Below are 26,584 nucleotides of genomic sequence, written 5' to 3'. Positions count from 1 at the left end.
TCAGACAAGGAGACACACAAGTGGGTATCAGTTACGAAGATCTGGTGGTCGGCAGCACCATCGAAGTGGGCCGCTACACATTCGAGCCCGACGATATCAAGGCATTCGCGCAACGCTACGATCCGCAGCCGTTCCACCTCGACGAGGAGGCCGCGAAGTCGTCGCCGTTCGGCGGGCTGGTCGCGAGCGGCTGGCATACGTGCTCGGTGTTCATGAGCCTGCTCATCAAGAAGCTCGGGCCGGACTCGACCAGCATGGGCTCGCCGGGCATCGACTCGATTCGCTGGCTCAAGCCGGTGCGCTCCGGCGACACGATCACGATGTACCAGAAGGTCCACGACAAGCGCGTTTCGGAGAGCAAGCCCGATCGCGGCATCGTGTCGACGGAGTGGATCGGCGTCAATGGCAGCGGCGAGACGGTGATCAGCGTGCACAGCAAGGTGATCTTCGGGCTGCGCCATCCGGGAGGCACGAACGCATGACCGATGTGACATTGCCGCTGATCGCATCGGCGCAGGCGCTGCAGGCGCGTGTCGGCGCGGAGCCGCTCGCGAGCGGCTGGATCGCGATCGACCAGCATCGCGTCGACGGGTTCGCCGACGCGACCGGCGATCATCAATGGATACACGTCGACCCCGAACGCGCGCGGCGTGAGTCGCCGTTCGGCGGGCCGATCGCGCACGGGTTCCTGACGCTGTCGCTGATTCCCGCGTTGATGACCGACGCGATGCGCTTCGAGCAGAAGATGGGCGTGAACTACGGACTGAACCGTGTGCGGTTCCTGAAGCCGGTGCCGGTCGGTGCACGCGTGCGTGCGCTGTTTGCGGTGAAGGAAACCGCCGAGGCCGCGCAGGGCGGCGTGCAGGTGACCTGGTCGGTGTCGATGCAGGCCGAGCGTCCCGACGCGCCGTTGCTGGTTTGCGCGGCTGAATTCATCACGCTGCATTACTTCTGAAACGCGGGGCGGCATGCACGGATGCCGCTCCGCCCGTCACGCGCGGGTCAGTGCTTCGCGTATTGCGTCGCGCCGAACAGTACCTCGCGCGCCTTGTCGTCCTGCAGCGCCTTGCGCATCGACGCAAGGACTTCGACGCCGCGCAGCACGGCCGGTCGCGCGGCGATCGCCTCATGCCAGCGTTTCACGTTCGGCAACTCGTCGAGCACGATGCCCTGGTTTTGCCACGAGCGCGTCCACGGGAACGTCGCAATGTCCGCGATCGTGTACGCGTCGCCCGCGAGATATTCGGATTCGCCGAGGCGCTTGTCCATCACGTTGTAGAGGCGCTTCGCTTCGTTCGTGTAGCGGTTGACCGCGTACTCGATCTTCTCCGGCGCATACAGGCGGAAGTGGTGCGCCTGCCCGAGCATCGGGCCGATACCGCCCATCTGGAACATCAGCCACTCGAGCGTCGCATAACGCGCGGCCGGATCGGTCGGCAGAAATTTGCCGGTTTTCTCCGCAAGGTAGATCAGGATCGCGCCCGATTCGAACAGCGAGATCGGTTTGCCGCCGGGGCCGTCCGGATCGACGATCGCGGGGATCTTGTTGTTCGGGCTGATCTTCAGGAATTCGGGCTTGAACTGGTCGCCCGCACCGATATCGACCGGATGGGCACGATAAGCGAGGCCGGTTTCCTCGAGCATGATGTGCACCTTGTGGCCGTTCGGGGTCGCCCAGCTATAGACGTCGATCATCGTCAACTCCTTGGTTGCATGCGCGAACGCGGCGCCGGCAGCGCGCCGCGGCAGGCGGTCATTAGAGCATGGATCGACGCGGGCTGCTGGCGACGGAAACGTGCCCGCGGAGGCGTACGCGCGGGCGAGCGGGAGACCGTCGCCGAGGTTGCGCGCGGCTTTCCTTAATGCACCTTCTGCACGTATTGCCGCACCAGTTCACCTCTGAATTGCTCGACGATCAGCGAGCCCGCGAACCCGTCGATCGGTGCGGCGAGCCGGTGCGATATCGCCTCGATGTCGAAGCGCTGCTGTTCGCCGACGGAGGCTGTGCCTTCGAATGCCGCGTAGTCGGTACCGTGTTGCGCGGATTGCAGGTATGGGTGGTACGGCACTTCCATCGTCGTGTTGCGGACGCGGAGAATCAACGCTTGTAGTGGGGCTGGCGTTTCTCGAGAAATGCGGTGATGCCTTCGAGCCCGTCCGCATGATGCAGCGATGCGACGAAATGATCGCGCTCGGTGCCGAGATGCGGTTCGAGCGGCTGCATCGTCGCGTCGTCGAGCAACGACTTGATGCGCGTGAGCGTATTCGGCGAGATGCCGGCAAGGGCATCGGCCCATGCCAGCGCATCGGTCAGTGCCGAGCCGGGCACGGCGAGCCGATTGACGACGCCGAGCGCATGGAGGCGTTCGGCCGCGACCGGCTTGCCTTCGAACAGGATCTCGGCCGCGATCGCACGCGGCAGCGCGCGGGCGAGGAACCACGAACCGCCGCCGTCGGGCGTCAGGCCGACGCGCGCGTACGACATCACGAACTTCGCATCGTGCGCGGCGACGATCAGGTCGCACGCGAGCGCGAGCGAGAAGCCTGCGCCGGCCGCGGCGCCTTCGACCGCCGCGATCACCGGCTTCGTCGATGCGCGGATCGCCGTTACCCATGCGCCGAGCTGATCGATGCTGTCGGCCTGGTAGGACGGATCCTTCGAACGATTGTCGAGCAGCCGGTTCAGGTTGCCGCCTGCGCAGAAGAAGCGATCGGCGCCCGTCAGCACCACCGCGCGAATCGCGGGATCGCGCTCGGCAGTGGCGAGTGCTTCGACGCCGGCCGCGTACATGTCGGGATGCAGCGCGTTGCGCGCGCCGGGATTGGATAGCGTGAGGACGAGCGTCGAATCGCTCTCGGGCGGACGCGAGGCCAGCAGTTCAGCACTCATGCGAGCGTGTCTCCATCGGATGGCGGGGCTGCGGCGCCGCGCGTGTCGTGCGGACAGGCGCGGCTGTTGTTGCAGCGGATGTATTGTTGTCGTGACGGACGCAAAACTTGCTTTAGACTAGCACGAACGTGCTTTTCAGCACGACGTATCCCGATGCGGCCGGCATCGTTGCGGCCGCGCTCCAGCAAGGAAGGAGACTCCGATGCTACAGCTGTGCGGTATCCCGTTGTCCAACTATTACAACAAGGTGAAGTTCGTCCTGCTCGAGCACGACATCCCGTTCGAGGAGTCGGTGTGCGGTTTGCCGATCAGCGATCCGGCCCAGCTCGCCGATTCGCCGCTCGGCAAGATTCCGTTCCTGAGGACCGAAGAGGGCGCGCTGTTCGAGTCGCAGGTGATCGTCGAATACCTGGCGGCGCGTTATCCCGAGAAAGCCATTTTCCCGGCGGGGCCGTTCGCGGCCGCGAAGGTGCGCGAACTGGTCGAGACGCTCGAGCTGTATCTCGAATGGATGGCGCGCGAAATCTATACGGAAGCGTTTTTCGGCGGCAAGGTCAGCGACGGAATGAAGGCGCACGTCGAGAAGCGCCTACCGCGCGCGATCGATGCGTTCAAGCAGATGACGCAGTTTTCGCCGTATGTGCTCGGCGAGTCGTTCAGCCTCGCGGACATCGCCGCAACGATCCATCTGCCGGTCATCGGAATGGCGACGAAGGCCGTGTACGGGCGTGACTTTCTGCTCGACGCAGGCATCGACTGGAAGGCGCACTCGAAGAAGGTCGGCGAGCGCGCGGCTGCGCAGCGCGTGGCCGCCGATCGCAAGGCTTACGTCGAAGCGACGAGCGGCGTGCGCTCATAAGCGCGATTCCGGCGGGGCGGCGCGGGCCGCCCCGTGCGGGACTTACAGGCTGGCGAGCCGCTCGAGCGCGGACGCGAGCGTGCGTTCCTGCTTCGCGAAGCAGAAGCGCACGACCCCCGATTCGTGCGGCTCGTGATAGAACGCCGACACCGGAATCGCGGCCACGCCGATCTCCGACGTGAGCCATTTCGAGAATTCCGCTTCGGGCAGGTCGCTGATCGCCGAGTAATCGACGCACTGGAAGTACGTGCCCGTGCACGGCAGCAGCTTGAAGCGCGTGCGCTCGAGGCCGGCACGGAAGAAGTCGCGTTTCTTCTGGTAGAAGCCGGCGAGCGTCAGGTACGGGGCCGGGTCGCGCAGGTAGTCGGCGAGCCCGATCTGCATCGGCGTGTTCACCGTGAAGACGTTGAACTGGTGGACCTTGCGGAATTCCGCGGTCAGCGCTACGGGCGCCGCGACGTAGCCGACCTTCCAGCCCGTCACGTGATAGGTCTTGCCGAAGCTCGACACGATGAAGCTGCGCGACGCGAGTTCCGGATAGCGTGCAACGCTCTCGTGGCGCGCGCCGTCATAGACCATGTGCTCGTAGACCTCGTCGGACACGATCAGCACGTTGGTGCCGCGCACGATGTCCTCGAGCCTGCGCATGTCCGCCTCGCGCCACACGGTACCCGTCGGGTTATGCGGCGTGTTGATCAGGATCATGCGTGTTTTCGGCGTGATCGCGGCCGCGAGACGGTCGAACGGGATCGCGTAGTCCGGCGCTTCCAGCGTGACGAACACGGGCGTGCCACCCGCGAGTTCGATCGACGGCAGGTAGCTGTCGTAAGTCGGTTCGACGACGATCACTTCATCGCCCGGATGCACCGCGCACAGGATCGCCGTCAGCAGCGCCTGCGTCGCGCCGGCCGTCACCGTGATTTCGGTGGCCGGATCGTAGCGCCGGCCGTAGACCTGCGCGATCTTGTCGGCGATCGCGTCGCGTAGCGGCGCGACGCCGGCCATCGGCGGATACTGGTTGTGCCCGTTGCGCATCGCGGCCGCGACGGCGTCGACGATGCGCGGATCGCAATCGAAATCGGGGAATCCCTGGCCGAGGTTCACGGCGCCTTTTTCGGCGGCAAGCGCGCTCATGACCGTGAAGATCGTCGTGCCGACGTTCGGCAGGCGCGAGGGGAAAACGGGCGTCGTGGGCATGTCTGAAGGAGCGTTCATCGATACGGTCGAAATCGGGTGGAGACTGGTGCGTCAGGCCGGCGTGGCCGTGGTGATCGGTGCGGTGTCGAGCGCGCAGGCCTCGGCAAACGGCGCCGGTTGCGCGATCCGGAAGCCAAAGTCGCGTGCGGTGCGCTTCGCGAGCTTCAGCAGCGCACGGTCTTTCGAGACGAGCCATTCGGCCTGCGCGGCGCGGGCGAGTTCGAGAAACTTCTGGTCGTCGCGGTCCTTGCATTTCGGTAGCGGCGGCGCGTCGGCGTCGACGGGCGGCGGCTCGACGAGGCTCGCCAGGCGGGCGACGGTCGCGAGCGCGGCGGCCTTGTCGACCGCGCGCGCCTGGAACTGCGGATAATCGAGCACATACTCGAGCTCCGTCAGGCAGCGGCCGTCGATCACGGCGGCAAGCGTGCCGCGTTCCAGCGCGGCCCGGATCGGGCGCGTAGCGGGGTCGTCGAATACGAGAATGTCGATCCAGACGTTCGAGTCGAGCACGACGCGGTGCACGGTGTGCGGGGCGAGAGAGCGGGTCATTCGTTACAATCGGTGGTTTTCGTCTGACCGCAAGGCACGGCGTGCCAGCGAGCCTCTATGATAATCGTTCTCTCTCCAGCCAAATCCCTCGACTACGATACGCCTGCGCACGTCCAGTCTTACACGAAGCCTGCATTCGTCGACGACGCGTCGGAACTGATCGACGGCCTGCGCAAGCTTTCGCCGCAGGACATCGCGACGCTGATGGATATTTCCGATCCGCTCGCGCGCCTGAACTTCCAGCGCTACGCGGACTGGTCGCCGACCTTTACGCCGGCCAATGCGAAGCAGGCCGTGCTCGCGTTCAACGGCGACGTATATGAAGGATTCGACGCGAAATCGCTGTCGTCCGCCGATCTCGACTATGCGCAGCAGCACGTGCGCGTGCTGTCGGGCCTGTACGGGCTGCTGCGTCCGCTCGACCTGCTGCAGCCGTACCGGCTCGAGATGGGTACGCGCTTCGCGAACGCGCGCGGCAAGGATCTGTACGCGTTCTGGGGCGACCGCATCACGCGCGCGCTGAACGAACAGCTCGAGACGCGCAGCGGCGCGGCGCGCGTGCTGGTCAACTGCGCGTCGACCGAGTACTTCAAGTCGGTCAAGCCGAAACTGCTGGCCGCGCCCGTCATCACGCCGGTGTTCGAGGACTGGAAGGGCGGCCGCTACAAGATCATCAGCTTCCATGCGAAGCGTGCGCGCGGCCTGATGGCGCGTTTCATCGTCGAGAACCGTATTACCGAGCCGAAGGCGCTGCAGGAGTTCGCGATGGAAGGCTACGCATTCGACGCGGCTGCGTCGAACGATTCGACTTACGTATATCGCCGGCGAGTCGGCGAGTAACCATGCCGGCCGTTCACGAGATGGCCGGCGCATGCATGAGGCCGGGCAGGCGACACACCGCCGGTTTCGGCCGACTGCTTTGCATGGGACCGGAGTAAGCGCTGAAGCGCCAACTCCGGTCGACAGAGGAGAGACAGATGACCCTTTCGATCACCAGCAATTTCGACGCAGGCGCAATCGACGTCGTGTCGTGCGACAGCCCCGATGCGATTCGGCTGCGCGTACGTGGCGACAGCCGCTCGGAATTCGCGCAATGGTTTTACTACCGCTTGACGGGTGCACGCGGCGAGCGCTGCGTGATGACGTTCGAGAATGCGGCCGACTGCGCGTATCCGTCCGGCTGGCGCAACTACAACGCAGTGGCGAGCTACGACCGCGTCGACTGGTTCCGCGTGCCGACGACGTTCGACGGCAAGACGATGACCATCGACCATACGCCCGAGTTCGACAGCATCTACTACGCGTATTTCGAACCGTACTCGGAAGAACGTCACGCGGCATTTCTCGGCGCGGTCCAGCAGTTGCCGCAGGCGAGCGTCGTCGAGCTCGGCCGCACGGTCGAAGGCCGCCCGATGTCGCTGCTGACGCTCGGCACGCCGGAAACCGACGGTGAACCGAAGAAGAAGGTGTGGATCATCGCGCGCCAGCATCCCGGCGAGACAATGGCCGAATGGTTCGTCGAGGGCCTCGTCAAGCGGCTGGCCGGATGGGGTGACTGGGCCGGCGATCCGGTCGCGCGCAAGCTCTACGATCGCGTGACGTTCCACATCGTCCCGAACATGAACCCGGACGGCAGCGTGCACGGCAACCTGCGCACCAATGCGGCAGGCGCGAACCTGAACCGCGAGTGGATGGCGCCCGACGCCGAGCGCAGCCCCGAGGTGCTGGCCGTGCGCGACGCGATCCACGCGATCGGTTGCGACATGTTCTTCGACATTCACGGTGACGAGGATCTGCCGTACGTGTTCGTTGCCGGTTCGGAGATGCTGCCGAGCTTCACCGAGCAGCAGGGCAAGGAGCAGACCGCGTTCATCGACGCGTTCAAGGTGGCGAGCCCCGACTTCCAGACCGAGCATGGCTACGCGGCGAGCAAGTACAAGGAAGACGCGCTCAAGCTCGCGTCGAAGTACATCGGCCACCAGTTCGGCTGCCTGTCGCTGACGCTCGAGATGCCGTTCAAGGACAACGCGAACCTGCCCGACGAGCGGGTCGGCTGGAACGGCGAGCGCAGTGCGGCGCTCGGCGCGGCGATGCTGGCCGCGATCCTGGTGCACGTCGACGCGTTCGCGTAAGCGTACCGTCGTCGTATAAAAAAGCCGGGGCATCCTGCGATGCCCCGGCTTTTTTTGTCGTTGCTGCGTCGTCGTATCAGGACTTCTTCGCGGTTTTCTTCTTCACGACCTTCTTCTGGCCGCTCGACTTTTTCGTTGCGACGGCCTTCTTGCCGGTGCGGCCCGATGCCTTGGCCTTGCCTCGGTGCGACTTGCCCTTGAACTTCTTCGTCGAAGACGTGGAGCGTTCGGCGCGCGGCTTCAGCGGCGGAACGGGATCGTTCCAGCTGAACGCGAGCATCTGCTGGCCGACATAGCCGCAACGGAATTTAAGCGGCGTCGCGTCGCTGCCGTCATTGTGGATGCCGAGTCCATCGACCGTGACGATGTTGTCGACCTTCACGCGCTGCTTGCCCTGGTCGAACGAGTCGTTCCACGGCGTGATCGTCGCGTTGCCGCTGTCGAATGCGTTCGGCGCGAAGTCGACACGGTCGAAGGCCGACGACGTGCTGGCGATGAAGCTGCCGTGCGCCGCACAATCGGCAGCGAGCGGATCGGCATGCATTTCGTTGACGAATTTGTTGATCAGTTCGGAGCGCTGGTCGAGCAGGTCGGCGAACACCGGTGTCGGAAGCGCAAGCGACAGGCCCGCGATACAGGCTGCCAGCTTGCCGAGCGCCCGGAAAATCCGGAGCGAGGCAGGTGAGCTGTCCATCTGGTTATTGGTGAGGAGCGAATGAGACATCGGGCACGTATAGATGCCCGATGAAGAACAGGAGTTCAATCTTAGCGTAAAAAAGTTGTGCGGCAGTAGACGGCATATTCTCCCGCGCCGCGGAAGCGGCCGCCGACACGTGTCGACGGTGCCGTGATCGGAAGGGAATTCAGGCGCGCGGGCCGCCGAGGCGATAGCGCCGGACGTCGAAGGTCGTGACCCACGCGGGGCGATAGACGGCGATGAGTGCGGTCGCCATGCCCGTGAACCACGCTTCGCCGAGCGCGAGCAGCGCCGTGTTCAGCAGATAGCCGGCCGGAATCACGACGGGCACGCCATCCGCAAGCGCGAGCTGGACACCGGCCGCGGCAGCCGCGACCGCGATGATCGCGATGGCCGGCGACAGGAATCCCTGGCCGGTGATGAACGATGCGAGATTGTGCGGCAGCCATGCGAGTGCGGCGCGCTGCAGCAACGCCGACACGGCGACAGGCAGCGCACCGTAGATCAGATAGGTCAGGCCAATGCCTTGCCACGGCGCGTCGAAGATGATCGCGGCAACCGCCGTGACGGCGCCCATTGCGATCAGCGCGAGTGTCCAGTCGAACAGCGTGACGAGCAGCGTTGCGCCAAGCAGATGCATGACGATGCCGTCTTCGAGCCAGGCATTCGAGGCCCAGAGGACCGCGATCGCGGTGACGAGCGCGAGCCACACGTGCTGGAGCGTGGCGTCCTGCAGGCGCACGAAGGGGCGATTCCAGATCGCGAGTGCGAGCAGGGCCGCGGCGGCGATCCAGCCACCGATGCCAATCCAGAGCGGAAGCGGTGTGAAAAGAAAACCCATGCGTTCATATTACTCGTTGAGCATCAAAGGTGGGAATCCGCACATACCGACCGTCGCAATATCGAGACTGTTGGCCTAGCGTTCGCGCCGGAACCGCGCCGGCGGCTCTGCGGCGAGCGGCAGGTCTTGCGTACCGGCATTCGCGGCCGGCAACGGGTACGGATGGTCGTTCCGTTGCGCCCGATGTGGAGCCGGACCGTGTTCGCCGATGGCCGGCTTGCACGCGCGGCTGCGGTTCGCCAGCAGCACCTCGAGGTGGGGCGACAGCCAGCCGTTGTAGATCGCGACCGCGGCGGCGCGGTTCGCGGCGCCAAGCTGCTGGAAGATACTGGCGAGGTGGATCTTCACGGTACCTTCGCTGATGCCGAGCGTACGGGCGATCATCTTGTTCGTGCTGCCCATGTGGACGAAGCGCATGATCTGCGCTTGTCGCGGCGACAAGAGGCCGCTCGGCGGGCGGCGGGGCAGCGATCCGGCGAGCGTCTGGAAATGGGCATCGTGGCGGACCGCGGCTGCGGAGGGCAGCAGGCTGAGGGCAATCGGCGGGATGTAGTGCCCACCCAGCAGCACCATCTCGAGCGCGCGTACGATCAGGTGCGGCCGCGTGGAATGTGGGATCACGCCCGCGACACCGTAGTTGAAGAAGCGCTGGATGGATTCCGGCGACGCTTCGTCGACCAGTACGGCGGCGGGTGTCGGCGAGCACGCGCTGCACAGCGCCTGAAGCTCGCTGAGCCGGCCGACGTCCAGCCAGTCGATCGCGACGAGGTCGAAACGCTGGGTGCGCAGCAGCCGGCGCGCCTGGAAGCCGTCGGGCGCATCGTTGATGCTGGCGTGACGGTCGATCTGCCGCAACAGGGCCTTCAGTCCGTCGCGCCGCTCGGCGTCTGAATTGAGCACCAGGAACCGCATATTCAACCTCCTAAGGTGAGTCATTGATTTGCCGTCGGTCATGCCTTGGGTCCGATAATGACAAAGACCTTACACGATGTCTGCTTGGCTGAAAGGCTTAGGAAAAGTCTGAAAATTCGGGCGGCGGAATAGCGGACAAGAAAAAAGCCGCTCCGGCGGGAACCGGGAGCGGCTTCGGGCGGGCAGGCCGGGTGGGCCCGCGGCGCGCGGTCAGTGGAAGTGCGGTTGGGCGGGCGACGCGTCTTCCGGCATTTCCGCGTGGACGATTTCGCCGAGCGGATCCGCGTAGAGCGGCACGCCGCAGTCGTCGCAGTATTCGGGCTCGAAGCGGCCGGCGTGCCTGCGGACGTCGGTTACGCCGCATTCCTTCAGCAGGCTCACGATTTCCTCGAGCGGCCCTTCGATCGGCGCCTCGCCTTCGAGCGTCGCGCTGTCGGTCGACACGTCGCCGTTTTCGCGACCGTAGAGCGGCCACACGACACCGTAGATCACATCGTTGCTGGCACGTCGCGTGAAGCCGACACGATATTCGTCGATACGGCGTTCGCCGAAGCCGGCGACCACCGCGCGGAGTTCCTGCGGTGCCACACCAAGTGTGTCGAAAAGATAACGAATGGCGGTTCGCACCGTGTGCGGACGAATGCGTTCGTCCGCATCCCGGCACGCCGAATAGTACGCGTCCGGAAGCAGGCATTCGAACTCGCAGCCGGGCAGTGCGATCGACAGGTTCGGGCCGCCCTGGGCCGTCCATTGCTCGAGGCACTGGCCGCGTTCGATCCGGCTGCCGCTTTCTTCTTCCTGCCAGCGGAACAGCGACGCGCCGACGGGCGCGGCGACGACGGCGAGCAGGAAGCGCGGGTCGGCGAGGATCGGCGAGGTTTCGGGCAGGTCGCCGAAGCTGAGCTTGGGCGTGTGCTGGGTGATCGCCGAATGCGCGAGCTGCTGGGCAAGCCGGTAGGTTTCGACGTGGTGCCGCGGCAGCTGGTCGATGCTGTAGAGGAACGGCGCAAGCCCGACGAGTGTACCGTTCGCGAGGACATGGGCCTGCAGGTGCGTTCGCAGTGCGTCGGCAACGTCACTCTTGAGCGGGCCCGATGGAATCATGTAGCGCGTCCAGGCGAGCACCGGGACGGCGACCAGCAGCGCGTCGTACGGCTGGCCGTCGTGCTCGATCACCATCGACTCGCTATGGGTCTCGGCCATGTCGGCGAGCGCGCCGTAGGCATCGGGATGATTCTGCTGAAGATGGTCGAGCGCTGCGTCGAGCGTGGTCTGGTTGCCGTTGCGGACAATCTTGGCAAGCAGCGCATCGAGCTTCGCTTCCCAGAAGCGATCCTCGATGCGGCTGCCCGAGGCGAAGAGCGCAAGCGACAGACCAACCAGTTTGTCGGCATCGGGGGGGAGGCGTTTGGCGATTCGCTGGCGCATATTAAAGACGTATATAGAAAGAGGCGAAGAACCTCACATTCTAGTCCGTTCTTTGCACCATAAGCGGTCTCGTGCCCAGGCATGGCCGGACGGCCGAATGACGGCTTTTGTAAAAAAGTTGCTTCAAACCCCTTGCGCGAACGGGGCGGGGTGCATAGAATCACGCCTCTTTCGCGCTAACGGAAACGCAGCGCGGGAGAGGGAAGCGGTGCGGTTGGGGTGTGGTGGTAACGAGCCCTGGCAGCACTCGAAGTTGAACCCCGCAGTCGCAACGAAGCAGTTAAAAAGTTGTTGACGAGCTGCGAAACACGGTTCATAATCTCGCTTCTCTGCTGCTGAAAACGCAGCGCTGCTGAGAAACACCAAGTTCCTCGCAGATTGCTCTTTAAAAATTAACAGCCGATAAGTGTGGGCGCTTGATGGAAGCGAGCTGATCCTCGGATCAGATAGCAAAAGTATCAAGAGTCTCACACTAAAGTAAGTCAGGTTTATGAAGCAATTCATATTCCTGTCAGCTTTGAGTGAGCGACCGGTTCTTAACTGAACCGAAAACAGTAACAGGTTTAAACTGAAGAGTTTGATCCTGGCTCAGATTGAACGCTGGCGGCATGCCTTACACATGCAAGTCGAACGGCAGCACGGGTGCTTGCACCTGGTGGCGAGTGGCGAACGGGTGAGTAATACATCGGAACATGTCCTGTAGTGGGGGATAGCCCGGCGAAAGCCGGATTAATACCGCATACGATCTACGGATGAAAGCGGGGGACCTTCGGGCCTCGCGCTATAGGGTTGGCCGATGGCTGATTAGCTAGTTGGTGGGGTAAAGGCCTACCAAGGCGACGATCAGTAGCTGGTCTGAGAGGACGACCAGCCACACTGGGACTGAGACACGGCCCAGACTCCTACGGGAGGCAGCAGTGGGGAATTTTGGACAATGGGCGAAAGCCTGATCCAGCAATGCCGCGTGTGTGAAGAAGGCCTTCGGGTTGTAAAGCACTTTTGTCCGGAAAGAAATCCTTGGCTCTAATACAGTCGGGGGATGACGGTACCGGAAGAATAAGCACCGGCTAACTACGTGCCAGCAGCCGCGGTAATACGTAGGGTGCGAGCGTTAATCGGAATTACTGGGCGTAAAGCGTGCGCAGGCGGTTTGCTAAGACCGATGTGAAATCCCCGGGCTCAACCTGGGAACTGCATTGGTGACTGGCAGGCTAGAGTATGGCAGAGGGGGGTAGAATTCCACGTGTAGCAGTGAAATGCGTAGAGATGTGGAGGAATACCGATGGCGAAGGCAGCCCCCTGGGCCAATACTGACGCTCATGCACGAAAGCGTGGGGAGCAAACAGGATTAGATACCCTGGTAGTCCACGCCCTAAACGATGTCAACTAGTTGTTGGGGATTCATTTCCTTAGTAACGTAGCTAACGCGTGAAGTTGACCGCCTGGGGAGTACGGTCGCAAGATTAAAACTCAAAGGAATTGACGGGGACCCGCACAAGCGGTGGATGATGTGGATTAATTCGATGCAACGCGAAAAACCTTACCTACCCTTGACATGGTCGGAATCCCGCTGAGAGGTGGGAGTGCTCGAAAGAGAACCGATACACAGGTGCTGCATGGCTGTCGTCAGCTCGTGTCGTGAGATGTTGGGTTAAGTCCCGCAACGAGCGCAACCCTTGTCCTTAGTTGCTACGCAAGAGCACTCTAAGGAGACTGCCGGTGACAAACCGGAGGAAGGTGGGGATGACGTCAAGTCCTCATGGCCCTTATGGGTAGGGCTTCACACGTCATACAATGGTCGGAACAGAGGGTTGCCAACCCGCGAGGGGGAGCTAATCCCAGAAAACCGATCGTAGTCCGGATTGCACTCTGCAACTCGAGTGCATGAAGCTGGAATCGCTAGTAATCGCGGATCAGCATGCCGCGGTGAATACGTTCCCGGGTCTTGTACACACCGCCCGTCACACCATGGGAGTGGGTTTTACCAGAAGTGGCTAGTCTAACCGCAAGGAGGACGGTCACCACGGTAGGATTCATGACTGGGGTGAAGTCGTAACAAGGTAGCCGTATCGGAAGGTGCGGCTGGATCACCTCCTTTCTAGAGCTATCTCGCAAAGTTGAGCGCTCACGCTTATCGGCTGTAAATTAAAGACAGACTCAGGGGTCTGTAGCTCAGTCGGTTAGAGCACCGTCTTGATAAGGCGGGGGTCGTTGGTTCGAATCCAACCAGACCCACCAATGTCTTGTCTGGCGGTAGTACCTGAGGAATCTGTACTCATGGGGGCATAGCTCAGCTGGGAGAGCACCTGCTTTGCAAGCAGGGGGTCGTCGGTTCGATCCCGTCTGCCTCCACCAATCTTCAACGGGAAGCGTTTGGATCACACGTAAGTGACGTGTGAGACGAGCATTTGCCATTGGCGATTGAGCCAGTCAGAGTGATACGTAGTACGTATCGGCTGTCGTTCTTTAACAATCTGGAAGAAGTAAGTAATTTGGATAGCGGAAGCGTCTTGAGATGGACGTGAAAACTATCCGGGTTGTGATTGTATCGATGTATCTCAAGATGATTCGAACTCTATGTTTGACTCAATTGGAATACGGCACAACGCGAAAACTCAACCTGTAACGACTGTCGGAGAGACAGACTCGTTATAGGGTCAAGCGAACAAGTGCATGTGGTGGATGCCTTGGCGATCACAGGCGATGAAGGACGCGGTAGCCTGCGAAAAGCTACGGGGAGCTGGCAAACAAGCTTTGATCCGTAGATGTCCGAATGGGGAAACCCACTCCTTTTGGAGTATCCATGGCTGAATACATAGGCCATGCGAAGCGAACGCGGTGAACTGAAACATCTAAGTAACCGCAGGAAAAGAAATCAACCGAGATTCCCAAAGTAGTGGCGAGCGAAATGGGATGAGCCTTGTACTCTTTATTTGTATTGTTAGCCGAACGCTCTGGAAAGTGCGGCCATAGCGGGTGATAGCCCCGTAGGCGAAAACAGTATGAAAGAACTAGGTGTACGACAAGTAGGGCGGGACACGTGAAATCCTGTCTGAAGATGGGGGGACCATCCTCCAAGGCTAAATACTCGTGATCGACCGATAGTGAACCAGTACCGTGAGGGAAAGGCGAAAAGAACCCCGGGAGGGGAGTGAAATAGATCCTGAAACCGCATGCATACAAACAGTCGGAGCCTCGCAAGGGGTGACGGCGTACCTTTTGTATAATGGGTCAGCGACTTACGTTCAGTAGCAAGCTTAACCGTATAGGGCAGGCGTAGCGAAAGCGAGTCCGAATAGGGCGTTCAGTTGCTGGGCGTAGACCCGAAACCAAGTGATCTATCCATGGCCAGGATGAAGGTGCGGTAACACGTACTGGAGGTCCGAACCCACTAACGTTGAAAAGTTAGGGGATGAGCTGTGGATAGGGGTGAAAGGCTAAACAAACTTGGAAATAGCTGGTTCTCTCCGAAAACTATTTAGGTAGTGCCTCGTGTCTCACCTTCGGGGGTAGAGCACTGTCATGGTTGGGGGGTCTATTGCAGATTACCCCGCCATAGCAAACTCCGAATACCGAAGAGTGCAATCACGGGAGACAGACATCGGGTGCTAACGTCCGGTGTCAAGAGGGAAACAACCCAGACCGCCAGCTAAGGTCCCCAAATATAGCTAAGTGGGAAACGAAGTGGGAAGGCTAAAACAGTCAGGAGGTTGGCTTAGAAGCAGCCACCCTTTAAAGAAAGCGTAATAGCTCACTGATCGAGTCGTCCTGCGCGGAAGATGTAACGGGGCTAAGCTATATACCGAAGCTGCGGATGCGTGCTTTGCACGCATGGTAGGAGAGCGTTCTGTAAGCCTGCGAAGGTGTCTCGGAAGGGATGCTGGAGGTATCAGAAGTGCGAATGCTGACATGAGTAGCGATAAAGGGGGTGAAAGGCCCCCTCGCCGTAAGCCCAAGGTTTCCTACGCAACGTTCATCGGCGTAGGGTGAGTCGGCCCCTAAGGCGAGGCAGAAATGCGTAGCTGATGGGAAGCAGGTCAATATTCCTGCACCATTGTTAGATGCGATGGGGGGACGGATCGCGGAAGGTTGTCCGGGTGTTGGAAGTCCCGGTCGCTGCATTGGAGAAGGCGCTTAGGCAAATCCGGGCGCGGAATTCAAGGGTGTGGCGCGAGCTCCTTAGGGAGCGAAGCAATTGGAAGTGGTTCCAAGAAAAGCCTCTAAGCTTCAGTCTAACGATGACCGTACCGCAAACCGACACAGGTGGGCGAGATGAGTATTCTAAGGCGCTTGAGAGAACTCGGGAGAAGGAACTCGGCAAATTGGTACCGTAACTTCGGGATAAGGTACGCCCTTGTAGCTTGATGCCCCTGCGGGCAAAGGGTGAAGGGGTTGCAATAAACTGGTGGCTGCGACTGTTTAATAAAAACACAGCACTCTGCAAACACGAAAGTGGACGTATAGGGTGTGACGCCTGCCCGGTGCCGGAAGATTAAATGATGGGGTGCAAGCTCTTGATTGAAGTCCCGGTAAACGGCGGCCGTAACTATAACGGTCCTAAGGTAGCGAAATTCCTTGTCGGGTAAGTTCCGACCTGCACGAATGGCGTAACGATGGCCACACTGTCTCCTCCCGAGACTCAGCGAAGTTGAAGTGTTTGTGATGATGCAATCTACCCGCGGCTAGACGGAAAGACCCCATGAACCTTTACTGTAGCTTTGCATTGGACTTTGAACCGATCTGTGTAGGATAGGTGGGAGGCTATGAAACCGGAACGCTAGTTTCGGTGGAGCCGTCCTTGAAATACCACCCTGGTTTGTTTGAGGTTCTAACCTTGGCCCGTGATCCGGGTCGGGGACAGTGCATGGTAGGCAGTTTGACTGGGGCGGTCTCCTCCCAAAGCGTAACGGAGGAGTACGAAGGTACGCTAGGTACGGTCGGAAATCGTGCTGATAGTGCAATGGCATAAGCGTGCTTAACTGCGAGACCGACAAGTCGAGCAGGTGCGAAAGCAGGTCATAGTGATCCGGTGGTTCTGTATGGAAGGGCCATCGCTCAACGGATAAAAGGTACTCTGGGGATAACAGGCTGATACCGCCCAAGAGTTCATATCGACGGCGGTGTTTGGCACCTCGATGTCGGCTCATCTCATCCTGGGGCTGTAGCCGGTCCCAAGGGTATGGCTGTTCGCCATTTAAAGAGGTACGTGAGCTGGGTTTAAAACGTCGTGAGACAGTTTGGTCCCTATCTGCCGTGGGCGTTGGATATTTGAAGGGGGCTGCTCCTAGTACGAGAGGACCGGAGTGGACGAACCTCTGGTGTACCGGTTGTCACGCCAGTGGCATCGCCGGGTAGCTATGTTCGGAAGAGATAACCGCTGAAAGCATCTAAGCGGGAAACTCGCCTTAAGATGAGATATCCCTGGGGACTAGATCCCCTTGAAGGGTCGTTCGAGACCAGGACGTTGATAGGTCAGGTGTGTAAGCGCAGTAATGCGTTCAGCTAACTGATACTAATTGCCCGTAAGGCTTGATCCTATAACAAGTCTGTCTCGATGCCCGTTAGCGCTTTAGCGCTTACGGACATCGAGCGTCGAGTGCAGCGCACTCGACGTACAGCGGTTGAGTAACCGCGTTAGTGTGAGATACAGCTCACAACCCAAAATTACTGCTTCTTCCCGATTGGTCGCGCTGCGAAGCAGCACGACAACCCTCTTTGCCTGATGACCATAGCGAGTCGGTCCCACCCCTTCCCATCCCGAACAGGACCGTGAAACGACTCTACGCCGATGATAGTGCGGATTCCCGTGTGAAAGTAGGTAATCGTCAGGCTCCCTAAGCCAAGAACCCCCGCCCGAAAGGCGGGGGTTTTTGCATTTCGGCGGCCGAAATATACACCCCGGGCGGGCGAGTGCAGCGTGCCCCAATCGACGCGTCGACCTACGCCGGATCAGCCACCGTCCATCCCGCTGCCGGCCCTCACCGCGGAACGAAACCGCGCGATTTGATACGATCGAAATGTCGTCGGCGATTGCTTTCGTCGACGCTCATGTTCGAAACCAGGGCTTGATGGAGAGGGCGGGGAATGAATATCGGCGACGCGTCACGCGAATCCGGAGTCAGCGCAAAAATGATCCGGTACTACGAACAGGTCGGCCTGCTTGCACCGAGCAAGCGCACCGACGCCGGCTACCGGGTCTACGGCGCGGACGAAATCCATATCCTGCGCTTTATCCGTCAGGCGCGACGGCTCGGTTTTCTCGTCGAGGACATCCGCAAGCTGTTGACGCTCTGGCAAGATCGCTCCCGCGCCAGCGCCGAGGTGAAGTCGATTGCGCTCGAACACGTGGCCGAACTCGACAAGCGCATCGCGGAGCTGAGCGACATGCGCGATACGCTGGCCAACCTGGCCGCGCACTGTCATGGTGACGGACGGCCTGAATGCCCGATTTTGGCGCGCCTGGCCGACCCCGTCAGTGAACCAGATTAGTGCGTGCACTCGAGGCCCGAAATGGGCGTCTGATTCAATATCTATAAAAATCAATGGCTTGCGATGGATTTGCGTGAGAGCATTCCAAAGTGGAATGGCTTCCATGCAAGTATTTCACTAGCATCTTGGTGCGGCGTCGTTATAATTCGGGAATACCCTATACGGGAAATCCCTGAATCTCGATTCACCAGGGGTCCCTCTTCCTTGGAGAACGTCATGATCGCCTACATCGTCGAAAAGCTGAGCAACTGGTTCGAATCCGCAGAACGTGAGCGCCGTGAGGCTTACCTCGCCACGTCGTCGGACATCGTCCAGCTCGAGAGCCGTATCCGCTCGCTCGAAACCAACGGCTACTCGCTGTAATCGAGTCACCGTCAGGTGCCGTGTGGCACCGAACGAAAAGCAAGCCCCGTATTTGACGGGGCTTTGTTTTTTGTGCGCCGGATCTGGCGAAATCGTCTGCGCAGCGCTATGGTATGGGCCTGCTTTTCATCCTGAAGGACACGATCATGCGTTTGCGTCTCGATGTGCGTCGCAGTGCCCGCGCGCGTCTCGCTCTGGGCGCGGCGGTGCTTGTCCATGGTCTTGCGGCCGGCGCGGCGACGTCGTCCAAACCGTTGATTCTGGATACGCAACGCGGTATCCAGGACGGCAAGGGCGGGTTGGTGCTGCAGACCGCGCCATTGTCTTCCGAGCCGATCGTCGAGCCGGCGGGCATGCGGGCGCCGGCCGGGCAAGCGCCGAACACGTCGGTTCCGCTGTTTGTCGCACCGTATATCAATGTCCCCGGCTGGGGTGGCGCGCCGCCAGCCAACCAGCCAAGGCTTGCGCCTAGACCGCAGCCGTAACGGCAGGTCGCGCGATCAGTTTCCGCGCTGCTCGATCTGGAAGCGGGCGCCGCTATCCTGTCCCAGCGTCTCGACCAGATAGGGCAGCGCTTCGTTCATGCTCTGGGCGAGCGTGTACGGCGGATTCAGAATGAACATTCCGCTGCCGTAGAGTCCCAGCCCATCGGTCGGCGGATTCGATACCGTCAGCGTCAGATGCAGCCAGTTGTTCGGTTGCAGGCGCTTCAACTGCTCGGGAAAGCGCTGCGATTCCAGCCGGGTGACCTGCGGATACCAGACTGCGTAGCAGCCCGTCGCGAAACGCTTCAGGCATTCCGCCACGCAGCTTACCGTGCGCGCGTAATCCTTCTTGTCCTCGTAGGACGGGTCGATCAGCACGAGTGCGCGGCGCGGCGGCGGCGGCAGCAGCGCCTTGATGCCTTCGAAACCGTCGCCGGCGAAGATCATCGCGCGTCGGCCCGCGTCGCGGAAATTGTGGCGCAGCACGTCGATTTCCGTCGTGTGCATTTCGAACAGGCGCATGCGGTCCTGCTCGCGCATCGATCGCCATGCGATGTACGGGGAACCCGGGTAGAAGCGCAGTTCGCCGTCGTCGTTCAGCGCGCGTACTTCGTCCACATAGTCGCCCAGTGCTTCCGGCAGGTTCTTGTCGTTCCACAGCCGGCCGATGCCGGTGTCGAATTCCGCCGTCTTCGCCGCGTAACCGTCGCGCAGCGAGTACACGCCGGCGCCTGCGTGCGTGTCGATGTACCAGTACGACTTGTCTTTCTTGTTCAGGTAGCGCAGCAGTTGGACGACGACGGCGTGCTTGAGCACGTCCGCGTGGTTGCCTGCGTGAAAACCGTGACGATAACTGAGCATGGCGGGCTGCCTGAAACGAAAGGTGAATCGATGAAAGCGGTCGATCGCGCGCAGCCGTCAAGCCGGGCGCCGACGCGGCCGCGTATTGTACGCGAGTGGCCGTGAGTCGCCTTATTCGTATGCATCGCCGACCACTTCCTCGATGCGTTTCTTCACATCCGGCGTCAGCTTTGTGACGACGTCGAGTGCGCCCATGTTGTCGCCGATCTGCTCGATCCGCGATGCGCCGGTGATGACCGAACTCACGCGCGGATTCGCGAGCACCCACGCGATCGCGAGCTGGCCCGTGCTGCAGCCGAGGTCGGCCGCGATCCCGCCGAGCCGCTCGACGATTTCGTTGCTGGCCTGATCGGTCAACCGGTCACGCATCCAGTCGTAACCCTGCAGTTGCGCGCGGCTGCCGGGCGGCACGCCGTTGCGGTACTTGCCGGTGAGAAGGCCGGACGCCAGCGGGCTCCAGGTCGTGAGGCCAAGACCGTAGTCGTCGTAGAGCCGCGCATATTCCTGTTCGACCCGAATGCGGTGGAACAGGTTGTACTGGGGCTGTTCGACGACTGGCTTGTGCAGGTGATGCCGTTCGGCGATCTCGCATGCGGCGCGAATCTCGTCGGCACTCCATTCCGACGTGCCCCAGTACAGCGCCTTGCCGCGCACGATCATGTCGCTCATCGCCCAGACGGTTTCCTCGATCGGCGTATGCGGATCGGGGCGATGGCAATAGACGAGGTCGACATAGTCGAGCTGCAGCCGGCGCAGCGAGCCGTCGATTGCGTTCAGCAGGTATTTCCGGTTCAGCGTGTGATACTGGTTCGGCGCTTCCGCGAGCCCCCAGAAGAACTTCGTGGACACGATATAGCTGATGCGCGGCCAGTCGAGCGACTTGAGTGCCTGGCCCATGATTTCCTCGGATTTGCCGCCGGCGTAGACCTCGGCGTTGTCGAAGAAATTGACGCCCGCGTCGCGTGCCGCAGCGAGGCATTCGCGCGCGACCCGCTGGTCGACCTGATTGCCGTACGTGACCCACGAGCCGAGCGACAGCGCGCTGATCTGCAGGCCGGAACGGCCCAGCCGTCGATATTGCATGCGAATCTCCTGCGTGACGGAACCGACCTTAAGCTTAGACGTTTTGCGCGCGAACGGCGGGGCCGATCGTGCACAATGACGGCTGGCCCGCCGGCACCGTTGTGCGATGAAAGCGGATGCGGCGGGCGCATGCTTTATCGATCCGACAACGGGAGGAGACGGACATGGCAGCAGATCTGAATGGCAAGACCGCAGTCGTCACGGGCGCCGCGAGCGGCATCGGCAAGGAAATCGCACTCGAGCTCGCCAAGGCAGGCGCGGCCGTCGCGATCGCCGACCTGAACCAGGACGGCGCGAACGCGGTCGCCGACGAGATCATCAAGGCGGGCGGCAAGGCGATCGGCGTCGCGATGGACGTGACGAACGAGGAAGCCGTGAACAGCGGCATCGACAAGGTGGCCGAAGCGTTCGGCTCGGTCGACATCCTCGTGTCGAACGCAGGCATCCAGATCGTCAACCCGATCGAGAACTACTCGTTCGCCGACTGGAAGAAGATGCAGGCGATCCACGTCGACGGTGCGTTCCTGACGACGAAGGCCGCGCTCAAGCACATGTACAAGGACGATCGCGGCGGCGTCGTGATCTACATGGGTTCGGTGCACTCGCACGAAGCGTCGCCGCTGAAGTCGGCGTACGTGACGGCCAAGCACGGTCTGCTCGGCCTCGCCCGCGTGCTCGCGAAGGAAGGCGCGAAGCACAACGTGCGCTCGCACGTCGTGTGTCCGGGTTTCGTGCGCACGCCGCTGGTCGACAAGCAGATTCCGGAGCAGGCGAAGGAGCTCGGCATCAGCGAGGAAGAAGTGATCAAGAAGGTGATGCTCGGCAACACGGTCGACGGCGTGTTCACGACGGTGCAGGACGTCGCGCAGACGGTGCTGTTCCTGTCGGCGTTCCCGAGTGCCGCGCTCACGGGCCAGTCGTTCGTGGTCAGCCATGGCTGGTTCATGCAGTAATACGGGGGCGGGCAGCGCATAGCCGCCCGCGCGCAAACGGCACAAAAAAACGCGCTCCGGAGAGCGCGTTTTTCATTTCGGCAGGGCGGGGCCGGTGACGGCTGCCGCCCACTGGCGCCGCGTTACTTCAGGACGGTTGCGACGGCATTGGCGACCACGTCGAGGTTGCGCGTGTTCAGCGCTGCGACGCAGATCCGGCCGGTGCCGACTGCATAGATGCCGAACTCGTCGCGCAGGCGATCGACTTGCGCCGTGGTCAGGCCCGAATACGAGAACATCCCGCGCTGTGCGTTGATGAAGCTGAAGTCGCGATCGACGCCGCTTGCCTTCAGGCGCTCGACGAGACCGTTGCGCATCGCGCGGATGCGATCGCGCATTTCACCGAGTTCCTGCACCCATGCAGCGTGCAGTTCCGGCGAGGCGAGCACCGCTGCGACCACGGCGCCGCCATGGGTCGGCGGGTTCGAGTAGTTCGTGCGGATCACGCGCTTCAGTTGCGACAGCACGCGCGTGGCTTCTTCCTTGCTCGACGTGATGATCGACAGCGCGCCGACGCGCTCGCCGTACAGCGAGAACGACTTCGAGAACGACGACGACACGAATGCGTTCAGGTCGGCTGCGGCAAACAGGCGGACGGCGGCGGCATCGGCCTCGATGTTTTCGCCGAAGCCCTGGTAGGCGATGTCGAGGAACGGCACGAGGTTGCGCGCCTTCACGACGTCGACGATCTGTTGCCATTGCGCTTCGGTCAGGTCCACGCCGGTCGGGTTGTGGCAGCACGCGTGCAGCACGACGACCGTGCCTGCCGCATAGCCGTTCAGCGCCGACAGCATGCCTTCGAAGTTCACGCCGTTGGTGGCGGCGTCGTAATACGGGTACGCGACGACTTCAAAGCCGGCCGCCTCGAACAGCGCGCGGTGGTTTTCCCAGCTCGGATCGCTGATCGCGACCTTCACGTTCGGGTTCACGGTGCGCAGGAAATCGGCGCCGATCTTCAGCGCGCCCGTGCCGCCCAGCGCCTGGGCCGTGACCACGCGGCCCGCTGCGATCAGCGGCGAATCGTTGCCGAGCAGCAGCTTCTGCACGGCCGCATCGTAGGCGGCGATCCCGTCGATCGGCAGGTAGCCGCGCGGCAAGCCCGCCTCGACACGCACCTTCTCCGCTTCGCGAACCGCGCGCAGCAGCGGAATCTTGCCTTCTTCGTTCGTGTACACACCGACGCCGAGGTTGACCTTGGTCGGACGCGCATCGGCGTTGAAGGCTTCGTTCAGGCCCAGGATCGGGTCGCGGGGAGCAAGCTGGACAGCGGAGAAGAGCGACATGATGATTCGGCAGTTGTGAAAAGAGGGTCAGGCTTTCAGCCGGCGGTGCGGGCGCAGTAGACCGCGCGCCAATGGGCACGACGCCGGAAAGCGCAGCAGCCTGATATTGTAGCGAATTCGCGCAGGCGGGGGCGCGCGATTCGGCGGCGAGTCGCGATTTCGGATGGCCATCGGCCGTCAGGAGCCGACAGCAGTTCGCGCGGCCGCGAAGCGCTAGAATGGTTCCTTTGCCCTCGCTCCAGCCGCATTCCATGTCCGAACATCATGCCGAAGCCGGCGACGCGCTCGACGAATCCAAATTCGTCACCTTCGAAGGGTCGCCGTTCCAGCTGTATCAACCGTATCCGCCCGCAGGCGATCAGCCGACCGCGATCGAGACGCTCGTCGAAGGCATCGGCGACGGCCTTGCCTTCCAGACGCTGCTCGGCGTGACGGGTTCGGGCAAGACCTTCACGATGGCGAACACGATCGCGCGGCTCGGCCGCCCGGCGATCGTGTTCGCGCCGAACAAGACGCTCGCGGCACAGCTCTATGCCGAGTTCCGCGAGTTCTTCCCGCGCAACGCGGTCGAGTACTTCGTCTCGTACTACGACTACTACCAGCCTGAGGCCTACGTGCCGCAGCGCGACCTGTTCATCGAGAAGGATTCGTCGATCAACGAGCACATCGAGCAGATGCGGCTGTCGGCGACGAAGAGCCTGATGGAGCGCCGCGACGTGGTGATCGTCGCGACGGTGTCGGCGATCTACGGTATCGGCAACCCGTCCGAATACCACCAGATGATCCTGACGCTGCGCCTCGGCGACAAGCTCGGCCAGCGCGACGTGATCGCGCGGCTGATCGCGATGCAATACACGCGCAACGAGCAGGATTTCCAGCGCGGCACGTTCCGCGTGCGCGGCGACACGATCGACATCTTCCCGGCCGAACACGCCGAAATGGCCGTGCGCGTCGAACTGTTCGACGACGAGGTCGAGACGCTGCACCTGTTCGACCCGCTGACCGGGCGCGTGCGGCAGAAGATTCCGCGCTTCACCGTGTATCCGTCGTCGCACTACGTGACGCCGCGCGACACCGTGATGCGCGCGGTCGAGACGATCAAGGACGAATTGCGCGAACGCCTGGAGTTCTTCCACCGCGACGGCAAGCTCGTCGAGGCGCAGCGCCTCGAGCAGCGCACGCGCTTCGATCTCGAGATGCTACAGGAGCTTGGCTTCTGCAAGGGCATCGAGAACTACTCGCGGCATTTCTCGGGTGCCGAGCCGGGAGATCCGCCGCCGACGCTCGTCGACTACCTGCCGCCCGACGCGCTGATGCTGCTCGACGAATCGCACGTGCTGATCGGCCAGTTGAACGGCATGTACAACGGCGACCGCGCACGCAAGGAAAACCTCGTCAATTACGGGTTTCGCCTGCCGTCGGCGCTCGACAACCGGCCGCTCAAGTTCCCCGAGTTCGAACGCAAGATGCGCCAGGTCGTGTTCGTGTCGGCCACGCCGGCCGACTACGAGAAGCGCGTGACGGGGCAGATCGCCGAACAGGTCGTGCGGCCGACGGGGCTCGTCGATCCGGAAATCGAAGTGCGGCCGGCAAGCTCGCAGGTCGACGACGTGCTGACCGAGATCAACGCGCGCGTGAACGCCGGCGAGCGTGTGCTGATCACCGTGCTGACGAAGCGCATGGCCGAACAGCTCACCGAGTTTCTAGCCGACCATGGCGTCAAGGTGCGTTATCTGCACAGCGACATCGACACGGTCGAGCGGGTCGAGATCATCCGCGACCTGCGGCTCGGCACGTTCGACGTGCTGGTCGGGATCAACCTGCTGCGCGAGGGCCTGGATATTCCCGAAGTGTCGCTGGTCGCAATTCTCGATGCGGACAAGGAAGGCTTCCTGCGCGCGGAGCGCTCGCTGATCCAGACGATCGGCCGCGCCGCGCGGAACGTGAACGGCAAGGCGATTCTCTATGCCGATACGATGACCGAGTCGATGAAGCGCGCAATCGGCGAGACCGAGCGGCGCCGTGCGAAGCAGGTCGCGCACAACGAGAAAATGGGCATCACGCCGCGCGGCGTCGTGAAGCGCATCAAGGACATCATCGACGGCGTCTACAACGCCGACGAAGCGCGCGCGGAGCTGAAGGAAGCGCAACAGCGCGCGAAATTCGAGGACATGTCGGAAAAGCAACTCGCGAAGGAAATCAAGCGCCTCGAGAAGCAGATGGCCGACTACGCGAAGAACCTCGAGTTCGAGAAGGCCGCCGCGACCCGCGACCAGCTTGCGCTGCTGCGCGAGCGCGTGTTCGGCGCGAACGTCGGCGACCACATCAGCGGCGGCCGGTAAATCTTTCCAAGCGTCACCGAAACGGTGCACTAACAGGCCTGTAAGCCTTGTCGGATCAGGGGTTTACACGGCCTCTGGTTTGTTCCGGAACGGGTTCGGTGCTAAACTCCACAATTATTGAGAATTGTTCGCATTAACGTTCTTCGTCGCGTTAGTGTTTCCAGCGAGCCGCCCCGGAGGCGGTTCGTGTGTCGTCATTTAGTCAGGCAAATAACAAGGAGTGTCCATGTTGGGTTCTTCGTTCATCCGCACGACGGTTGCGGTAGCGGCGGCGCTTGCCGCGATGTCGGCCTCGGCTGCCGAATATCCGATCGGCAAGCAGCAGATCCAGGGCGGCATGGAAATCGGCGCGGTGTACCTGCAGCCGATCACGATGGACCCGGAAGGGATGATGCGCAAGGCGTCGGATTCCGACATCCACCTCGAAGCCGACATCCATGCGGTCAAGAACAACCCGACGGGTTTCGCGGAAGGCGACTGGATGCCGTACCTGCAGGTCACGTACAAGCTGACGAAGCAGGGCGACACGAAGTGGAAGGCTGAAGGCGACCTGATGGGCATGGTCGCGAGCGACGGTCCGCACTACGGCGACAACGTGAAGCTGAACGGCCCGGGCAAGTATCACCTGTCGATGGTCGTCAAGCCGCCGATGCAGTCGGGCCACATGGCGTTCGGCCGTCACATCGACAAGGAAACGGGCGTGGGCGCGTGGTTCAAGCCCATTACCCTCGAGTACGACTTCCCGTTCGCCGGTATCGGCAAGAAGGGCGGTTACTGATCGGTGGCATCACGAACGGCGCGCTTCGGCGCGCCGTCGGCGTAGAGAACCCAGAATGAAAATTCCCCAGAAAATCGTTGCCGCAGCCGCTGCGTTGTGGCTTGCCGGCGCAGCGCACGCTGCCGATCTGCCGACGTTCAAGCTCGAGATGACGGACGGCAAGCTGAATCCCGCCCGCATCGAAGTGCCGGCCGGCCAGCGCTTCAAGATCGAGATCAAGAACACCGGCAAGGGCGCCGCCGAATTCGAGAGCGTGCAACTGCGCAAGGAGAAGGTGCTCGCGCCGGGCGCCGATTCGTTCGTGGTCGTCGCTCCGCTGTCGCCGGGCGAATACAAGTTTTTCGACGATTTCCACCAGCAGGCACAGGGCGTGATCGTCGCGAAGTAACGCGTTTTATCTGCG

General features: G+C 61.9%; 24 protein-coding genes, 2 tRNA genes and 3 rRNA genes. 17 read left to right on the top strand and 12 right to left on the bottom strand.

Features of this window, described 5'->3' with window-relative positions:
• The first annotated feature begins 20 nt into the window (after positions 1–20).
• Both H3H55_RS12320 and H3H55_RS12315 read left to right on the top strand, forming a co-directional pair.
• Complete coding sequence (locus H3H55_RS12320) at positions 21–482, top strand: MaoC family dehydratase (protein ID WP_193098757.1); 462 nt, start codon at positions 21–23, stop codon at positions 480–482.
• The gene (locus H3H55_RS12315) at positions 479–955 is read left to right on the top strand and encodes a MaoC family dehydratase (RefSeq protein ID WP_193098756.1); all 477 of its coding nucleotides are present in this window, start codon (positions 479–481) and stop codon (positions 953–955) included. The genes H3H55_RS12320 and H3H55_RS12315 overlap by 4 nt, the downstream gene beginning before the upstream one ends.
• Positions 956–1,002: 47 nt before the next feature.
• Here the strand turns inward: H3H55_RS12315 and H3H55_RS12310 are convergent, their stop codons facing one another.
• The 3 genes from H3H55_RS12310 to H3H55_RS12300 form a co-directional block, all read right to left on the bottom strand.
• Positions 1,003–1,695, bottom strand: coding sequence for a glutathione binding-like protein (locus H3H55_RS12310; protein WP_193098755.1), 693 nt, complete (start codon positions 1,693–1,695; stop codon positions 1,003–1,005).
• A 164-nt stretch (positions 1,696–1,859) separates the two neighbouring features.
• Positions 1,860–2,102 (bottom strand): hypothetical protein, encoded by a 243-nt coding sequence (locus tag H3H55_RS12305; RefSeq protein WP_193098754.1) that lies wholly within the window; start codon positions 2,100–2,102, stop codon positions 1,860–1,862.
• On the bottom strand, positions 2,099–2,890 hold the full coding sequence (locus tag H3H55_RS12300; RefSeq protein WP_193098753.1) for an oxepin-CoA hydrolase, alternative type: 792 nt from the start codon (positions 2,888–2,890) through the stop codon (positions 2,099–2,101). Before H3H55_RS12300 ends, H3H55_RS12305 begins: the two co-directional genes overlap by 4 nt.
• 202 nt (positions 2,891–3,092) lie before the next feature.
• On the opposite strand from H3H55_RS12300, the gene H3H55_RS12295 reads away from it, so the two are divergent.
• Entirely contained in the window at positions 3,093–3,749 is a 657-nt protein-coding gene (locus H3H55_RS12295) for a glutathione S-transferase (RefSeq protein ID WP_048249387.1), read from the top strand.
• A gap of 42 nt (positions 3,750–3,791) precedes the next feature.
• On the opposite strand, the gene H3H55_RS12290 is transcribed toward H3H55_RS12295, so the two are convergent.
• Entirely contained in the window at positions 3,792–4,964 is a 1,173-nt protein-coding gene (locus tag H3H55_RS12290; RefSeq protein ID WP_193098752.1) for a pyridoxal phosphate-dependent aminotransferase, read from the bottom strand.
• A gap of 33 nt (positions 4,965–4,997) precedes the next feature.
• Positions 4,998–5,495: a putative toxin-antitoxin system toxin component, PIN family gene (locus H3H55_RS12285; protein ID WP_193098751.1), complete on the bottom strand. Its 498-nt coding sequence runs from the start codon at positions 5,493–5,495 to the stop codon at positions 4,998–5,000.
• Positions 5,496–5,552: 57 nt separating this feature from the next.
• Here H3H55_RS12285 and yaaA point away from each other — a divergent pair, with 57 nt between their 5' ends.
• Positions 5,553–6,335, top strand: a complete 783-nt coding sequence (yaaA, locus tag H3H55_RS12280; RefSeq protein WP_193098750.1) for a peroxide stress protein YaaA — start codon at positions 5,553–5,555, stop codon at positions 6,333–6,335.
• Positions 6,336–6,472: 137 nt separating this feature from the next.
• Positions 6,473–7,627, top strand: coding sequence for a M14-type cytosolic carboxypeptidase (locus H3H55_RS12275; RefSeq protein WP_193098749.1), 1,155 nt, complete (start codon positions 6,473–6,475; stop codon positions 7,625–7,627).
• Positions 7,628–7,703: 76 nt separating this feature from the next.
• On the opposite strand, the gene H3H55_RS12270 is transcribed toward H3H55_RS12275, so the two are convergent.
• The 4 genes from H3H55_RS12270 to H3H55_RS12255 form a co-directional block, all read right to left on the bottom strand.
• The gene (locus tag H3H55_RS12270) at positions 7,704–8,351 is read right to left on the bottom strand and encodes a BspC domain-containing protein (protein ID WP_129512586.1); all 648 of its coding nucleotides are present in this window, start codon (positions 8,349–8,351) and stop codon (positions 7,704–7,706) included.
• Between the two features lie 139 nt (positions 8,352–8,490).
• Positions 8,491–9,165: an energy-coupling factor ABC transporter permease gene (locus H3H55_RS12265; RefSeq protein WP_048249400.1), complete on the bottom strand. Its 675-nt coding sequence runs from the start codon at positions 9,163–9,165 to the stop codon at positions 8,491–8,493.
• Positions 9,166–9,240: 75 nt separating this feature from the next.
• Entirely contained in the window at positions 9,241–10,077 is an 837-nt protein-coding gene (locus H3H55_RS12260) for a LuxR C-terminal-related transcriptional regulator (RefSeq protein WP_193099486.1), read from the bottom strand.
• 210 nt (positions 10,078–10,287) lie between these two features.
• The gene (locus H3H55_RS12255; RefSeq protein WP_193098748.1) at positions 10,288–11,505 is read right to left on the bottom strand and encodes a DUF2863 family protein; all 1,218 of its coding nucleotides are present in this window, start codon (positions 11,503–11,505) and stop codon (positions 10,288–10,290) included.
• Positions 11,506–12,070: 565 nt separating this feature from the next.
• Here H3H55_RS12255 and H3H55_RS12250 point away from each other — a divergent pair.
• The 8 genes from H3H55_RS12250 (at position 12,071) to H3H55_RS12215 (ending at position 18,842) form a co-directional block, all read left to right on the top strand.
• Positions 12,071–13,603: ribosomal RNA gene (locus H3H55_RS12250) — 16S ribosomal RNA — on the top strand.
• A 63-nt stretch (positions 13,604–13,666) separates the two neighbouring features.
• A tRNA-Ile gene (locus H3H55_RS12245) sits at positions 13,667–13,743 on the top strand.
• Between the two features lie 41 nt (positions 13,744–13,784).
• Positions 13,785–13,860 (top strand) — tRNA-Ala (locus tag H3H55_RS12240).
• Positions 13,861–14,160: 300 nt separating this feature from the next.
• A 23S ribosomal RNA gene (locus tag H3H55_RS12235) occupies positions 14,161–17,042 on the top strand.
• A 181-nt stretch (positions 17,043–17,223) separates the two neighbouring features.
• Positions 17,224–17,336: ribosomal RNA gene (gene rrf, locus H3H55_RS12230) — 5S ribosomal RNA — on the top strand.
• The 16S, 23S and 5S rRNA genes sit together here with 2 tRNA genes alongside, the layout of an rRNA operon.
• Before the next feature lie 253 nt (positions 17,337–17,589).
• Complete coding sequence (gene cueR / locus H3H55_RS12225; protein WP_193098747.1) at positions 17,590–17,994, top strand: Cu(I)-responsive transcriptional regulator; 405 nt, start codon at positions 17,590–17,592, stop codon at positions 17,992–17,994.
• A 216-nt stretch (positions 17,995–18,210) separates the two neighbouring features.
• Positions 18,211–18,357 carry a DUF3563 family protein gene (locus tag H3H55_RS12220; RefSeq protein WP_006478295.1) on the top strand — a complete coding sequence of 49 codons (147 nt, stop codon included), beginning with the start codon at positions 18,211–18,213 and terminating at the stop codon, positions 18,355–18,357.
• Between the two features lie 113 nt (positions 18,358–18,470).
• Complete coding sequence (locus H3H55_RS12215; RefSeq protein WP_129512582.1) at positions 18,471–18,842, top strand: hypothetical protein; 372 nt, start codon at positions 18,471–18,473, stop codon at positions 18,840–18,842.
• 15 nt (positions 18,843–18,857) lie between these two features.
• Here the strand turns inward: H3H55_RS12215 and H3H55_RS12210 are convergent, their stop codons facing one another.
• The gene (locus tag H3H55_RS12210) at positions 18,858–19,703 is read right to left on the bottom strand and encodes a 23S rRNA (adenine(2030)-N(6))-methyltransferase RlmJ (RefSeq protein WP_129512581.1); all 846 of its coding nucleotides are present in this window, start codon (positions 19,701–19,703) and stop codon (positions 18,858–18,860) included.
• A gap of 111 nt (positions 19,704–19,814) precedes the next feature.
• Positions 19,815–20,786, bottom strand: a complete 972-nt coding sequence (locus H3H55_RS12205) for a potassium channel beta subunit family protein (protein WP_193098746.1) — start codon at positions 20,784–20,786, stop codon at positions 19,815–19,817.
• A 164-nt stretch (positions 20,787–20,950) separates the two neighbouring features.
• Between H3H55_RS12205 and H3H55_RS12200 the strand changes: the two genes are divergently transcribed.
• The gene (locus H3H55_RS12200) at positions 20,951–21,739 is read left to right on the top strand and encodes a 3-hydroxybutyrate dehydrogenase (protein WP_129512580.1); all 789 of its coding nucleotides are present in this window, start codon (positions 20,951–20,953) and stop codon (positions 21,737–21,739) included.
• Positions 21,740–21,861: 122 nt separating this feature from the next.
• On the opposite strand, the gene H3H55_RS12195 is transcribed toward H3H55_RS12200, so the two are convergent.
• On the bottom strand, positions 21,862–23,061 hold the full coding sequence (locus H3H55_RS12195; protein WP_129512579.1) for an amino acid aminotransferase: 1,200 nt from the start codon (positions 23,059–23,061) through the stop codon (positions 21,862–21,864).
• A gap of 251 nt (positions 23,062–23,312) precedes the next feature.
• Between H3H55_RS12195 and uvrB the strand changes: the two genes are divergently transcribed.
• The 3 genes from uvrB to H3H55_RS12180 all read left to right on the top strand — a co-directional run bounded on the left by uvrB (position 23,313) and on the right by H3H55_RS12180 (position 26,569).
• A complete protein-coding gene (gene uvrB, locus H3H55_RS12190) occupies positions 23,313–25,403 on the top strand; it encodes an excinuclease ABC subunit UvrB (protein WP_129512578.1) in 2,091 nt (696 codons plus the stop codon).
• A gap of 226 nt (positions 25,404–25,629) precedes the next feature.
• Entirely contained in the window at positions 25,630–26,181 is a 552-nt protein-coding gene (locus H3H55_RS12185) for an iron transporter (protein ID WP_048248892.1), read from the top strand.
• Between the two features lie 55 nt (positions 26,182–26,236).
• Entirely contained in the window at positions 26,237–26,569 is a 333-nt protein-coding gene (locus tag H3H55_RS12180) for a cupredoxin domain-containing protein (protein WP_034190351.1), read from the top strand.
• Positions 26,570–26,584 lie beyond the last annotated feature (15 nt).

The organism is Burkholderia sp. Z1 (assembly GCF_014893795.1).
Lineage (GTDB): Bacteria > Pseudomonadota > Gammaproteobacteria > Burkholderiales > Burkholderiaceae > Burkholderia > Burkholderia theae.
Note: the sequence above shows the minus strand (reverse complement) of the source record. Positions and strands in the feature narration are given on the sequence as shown.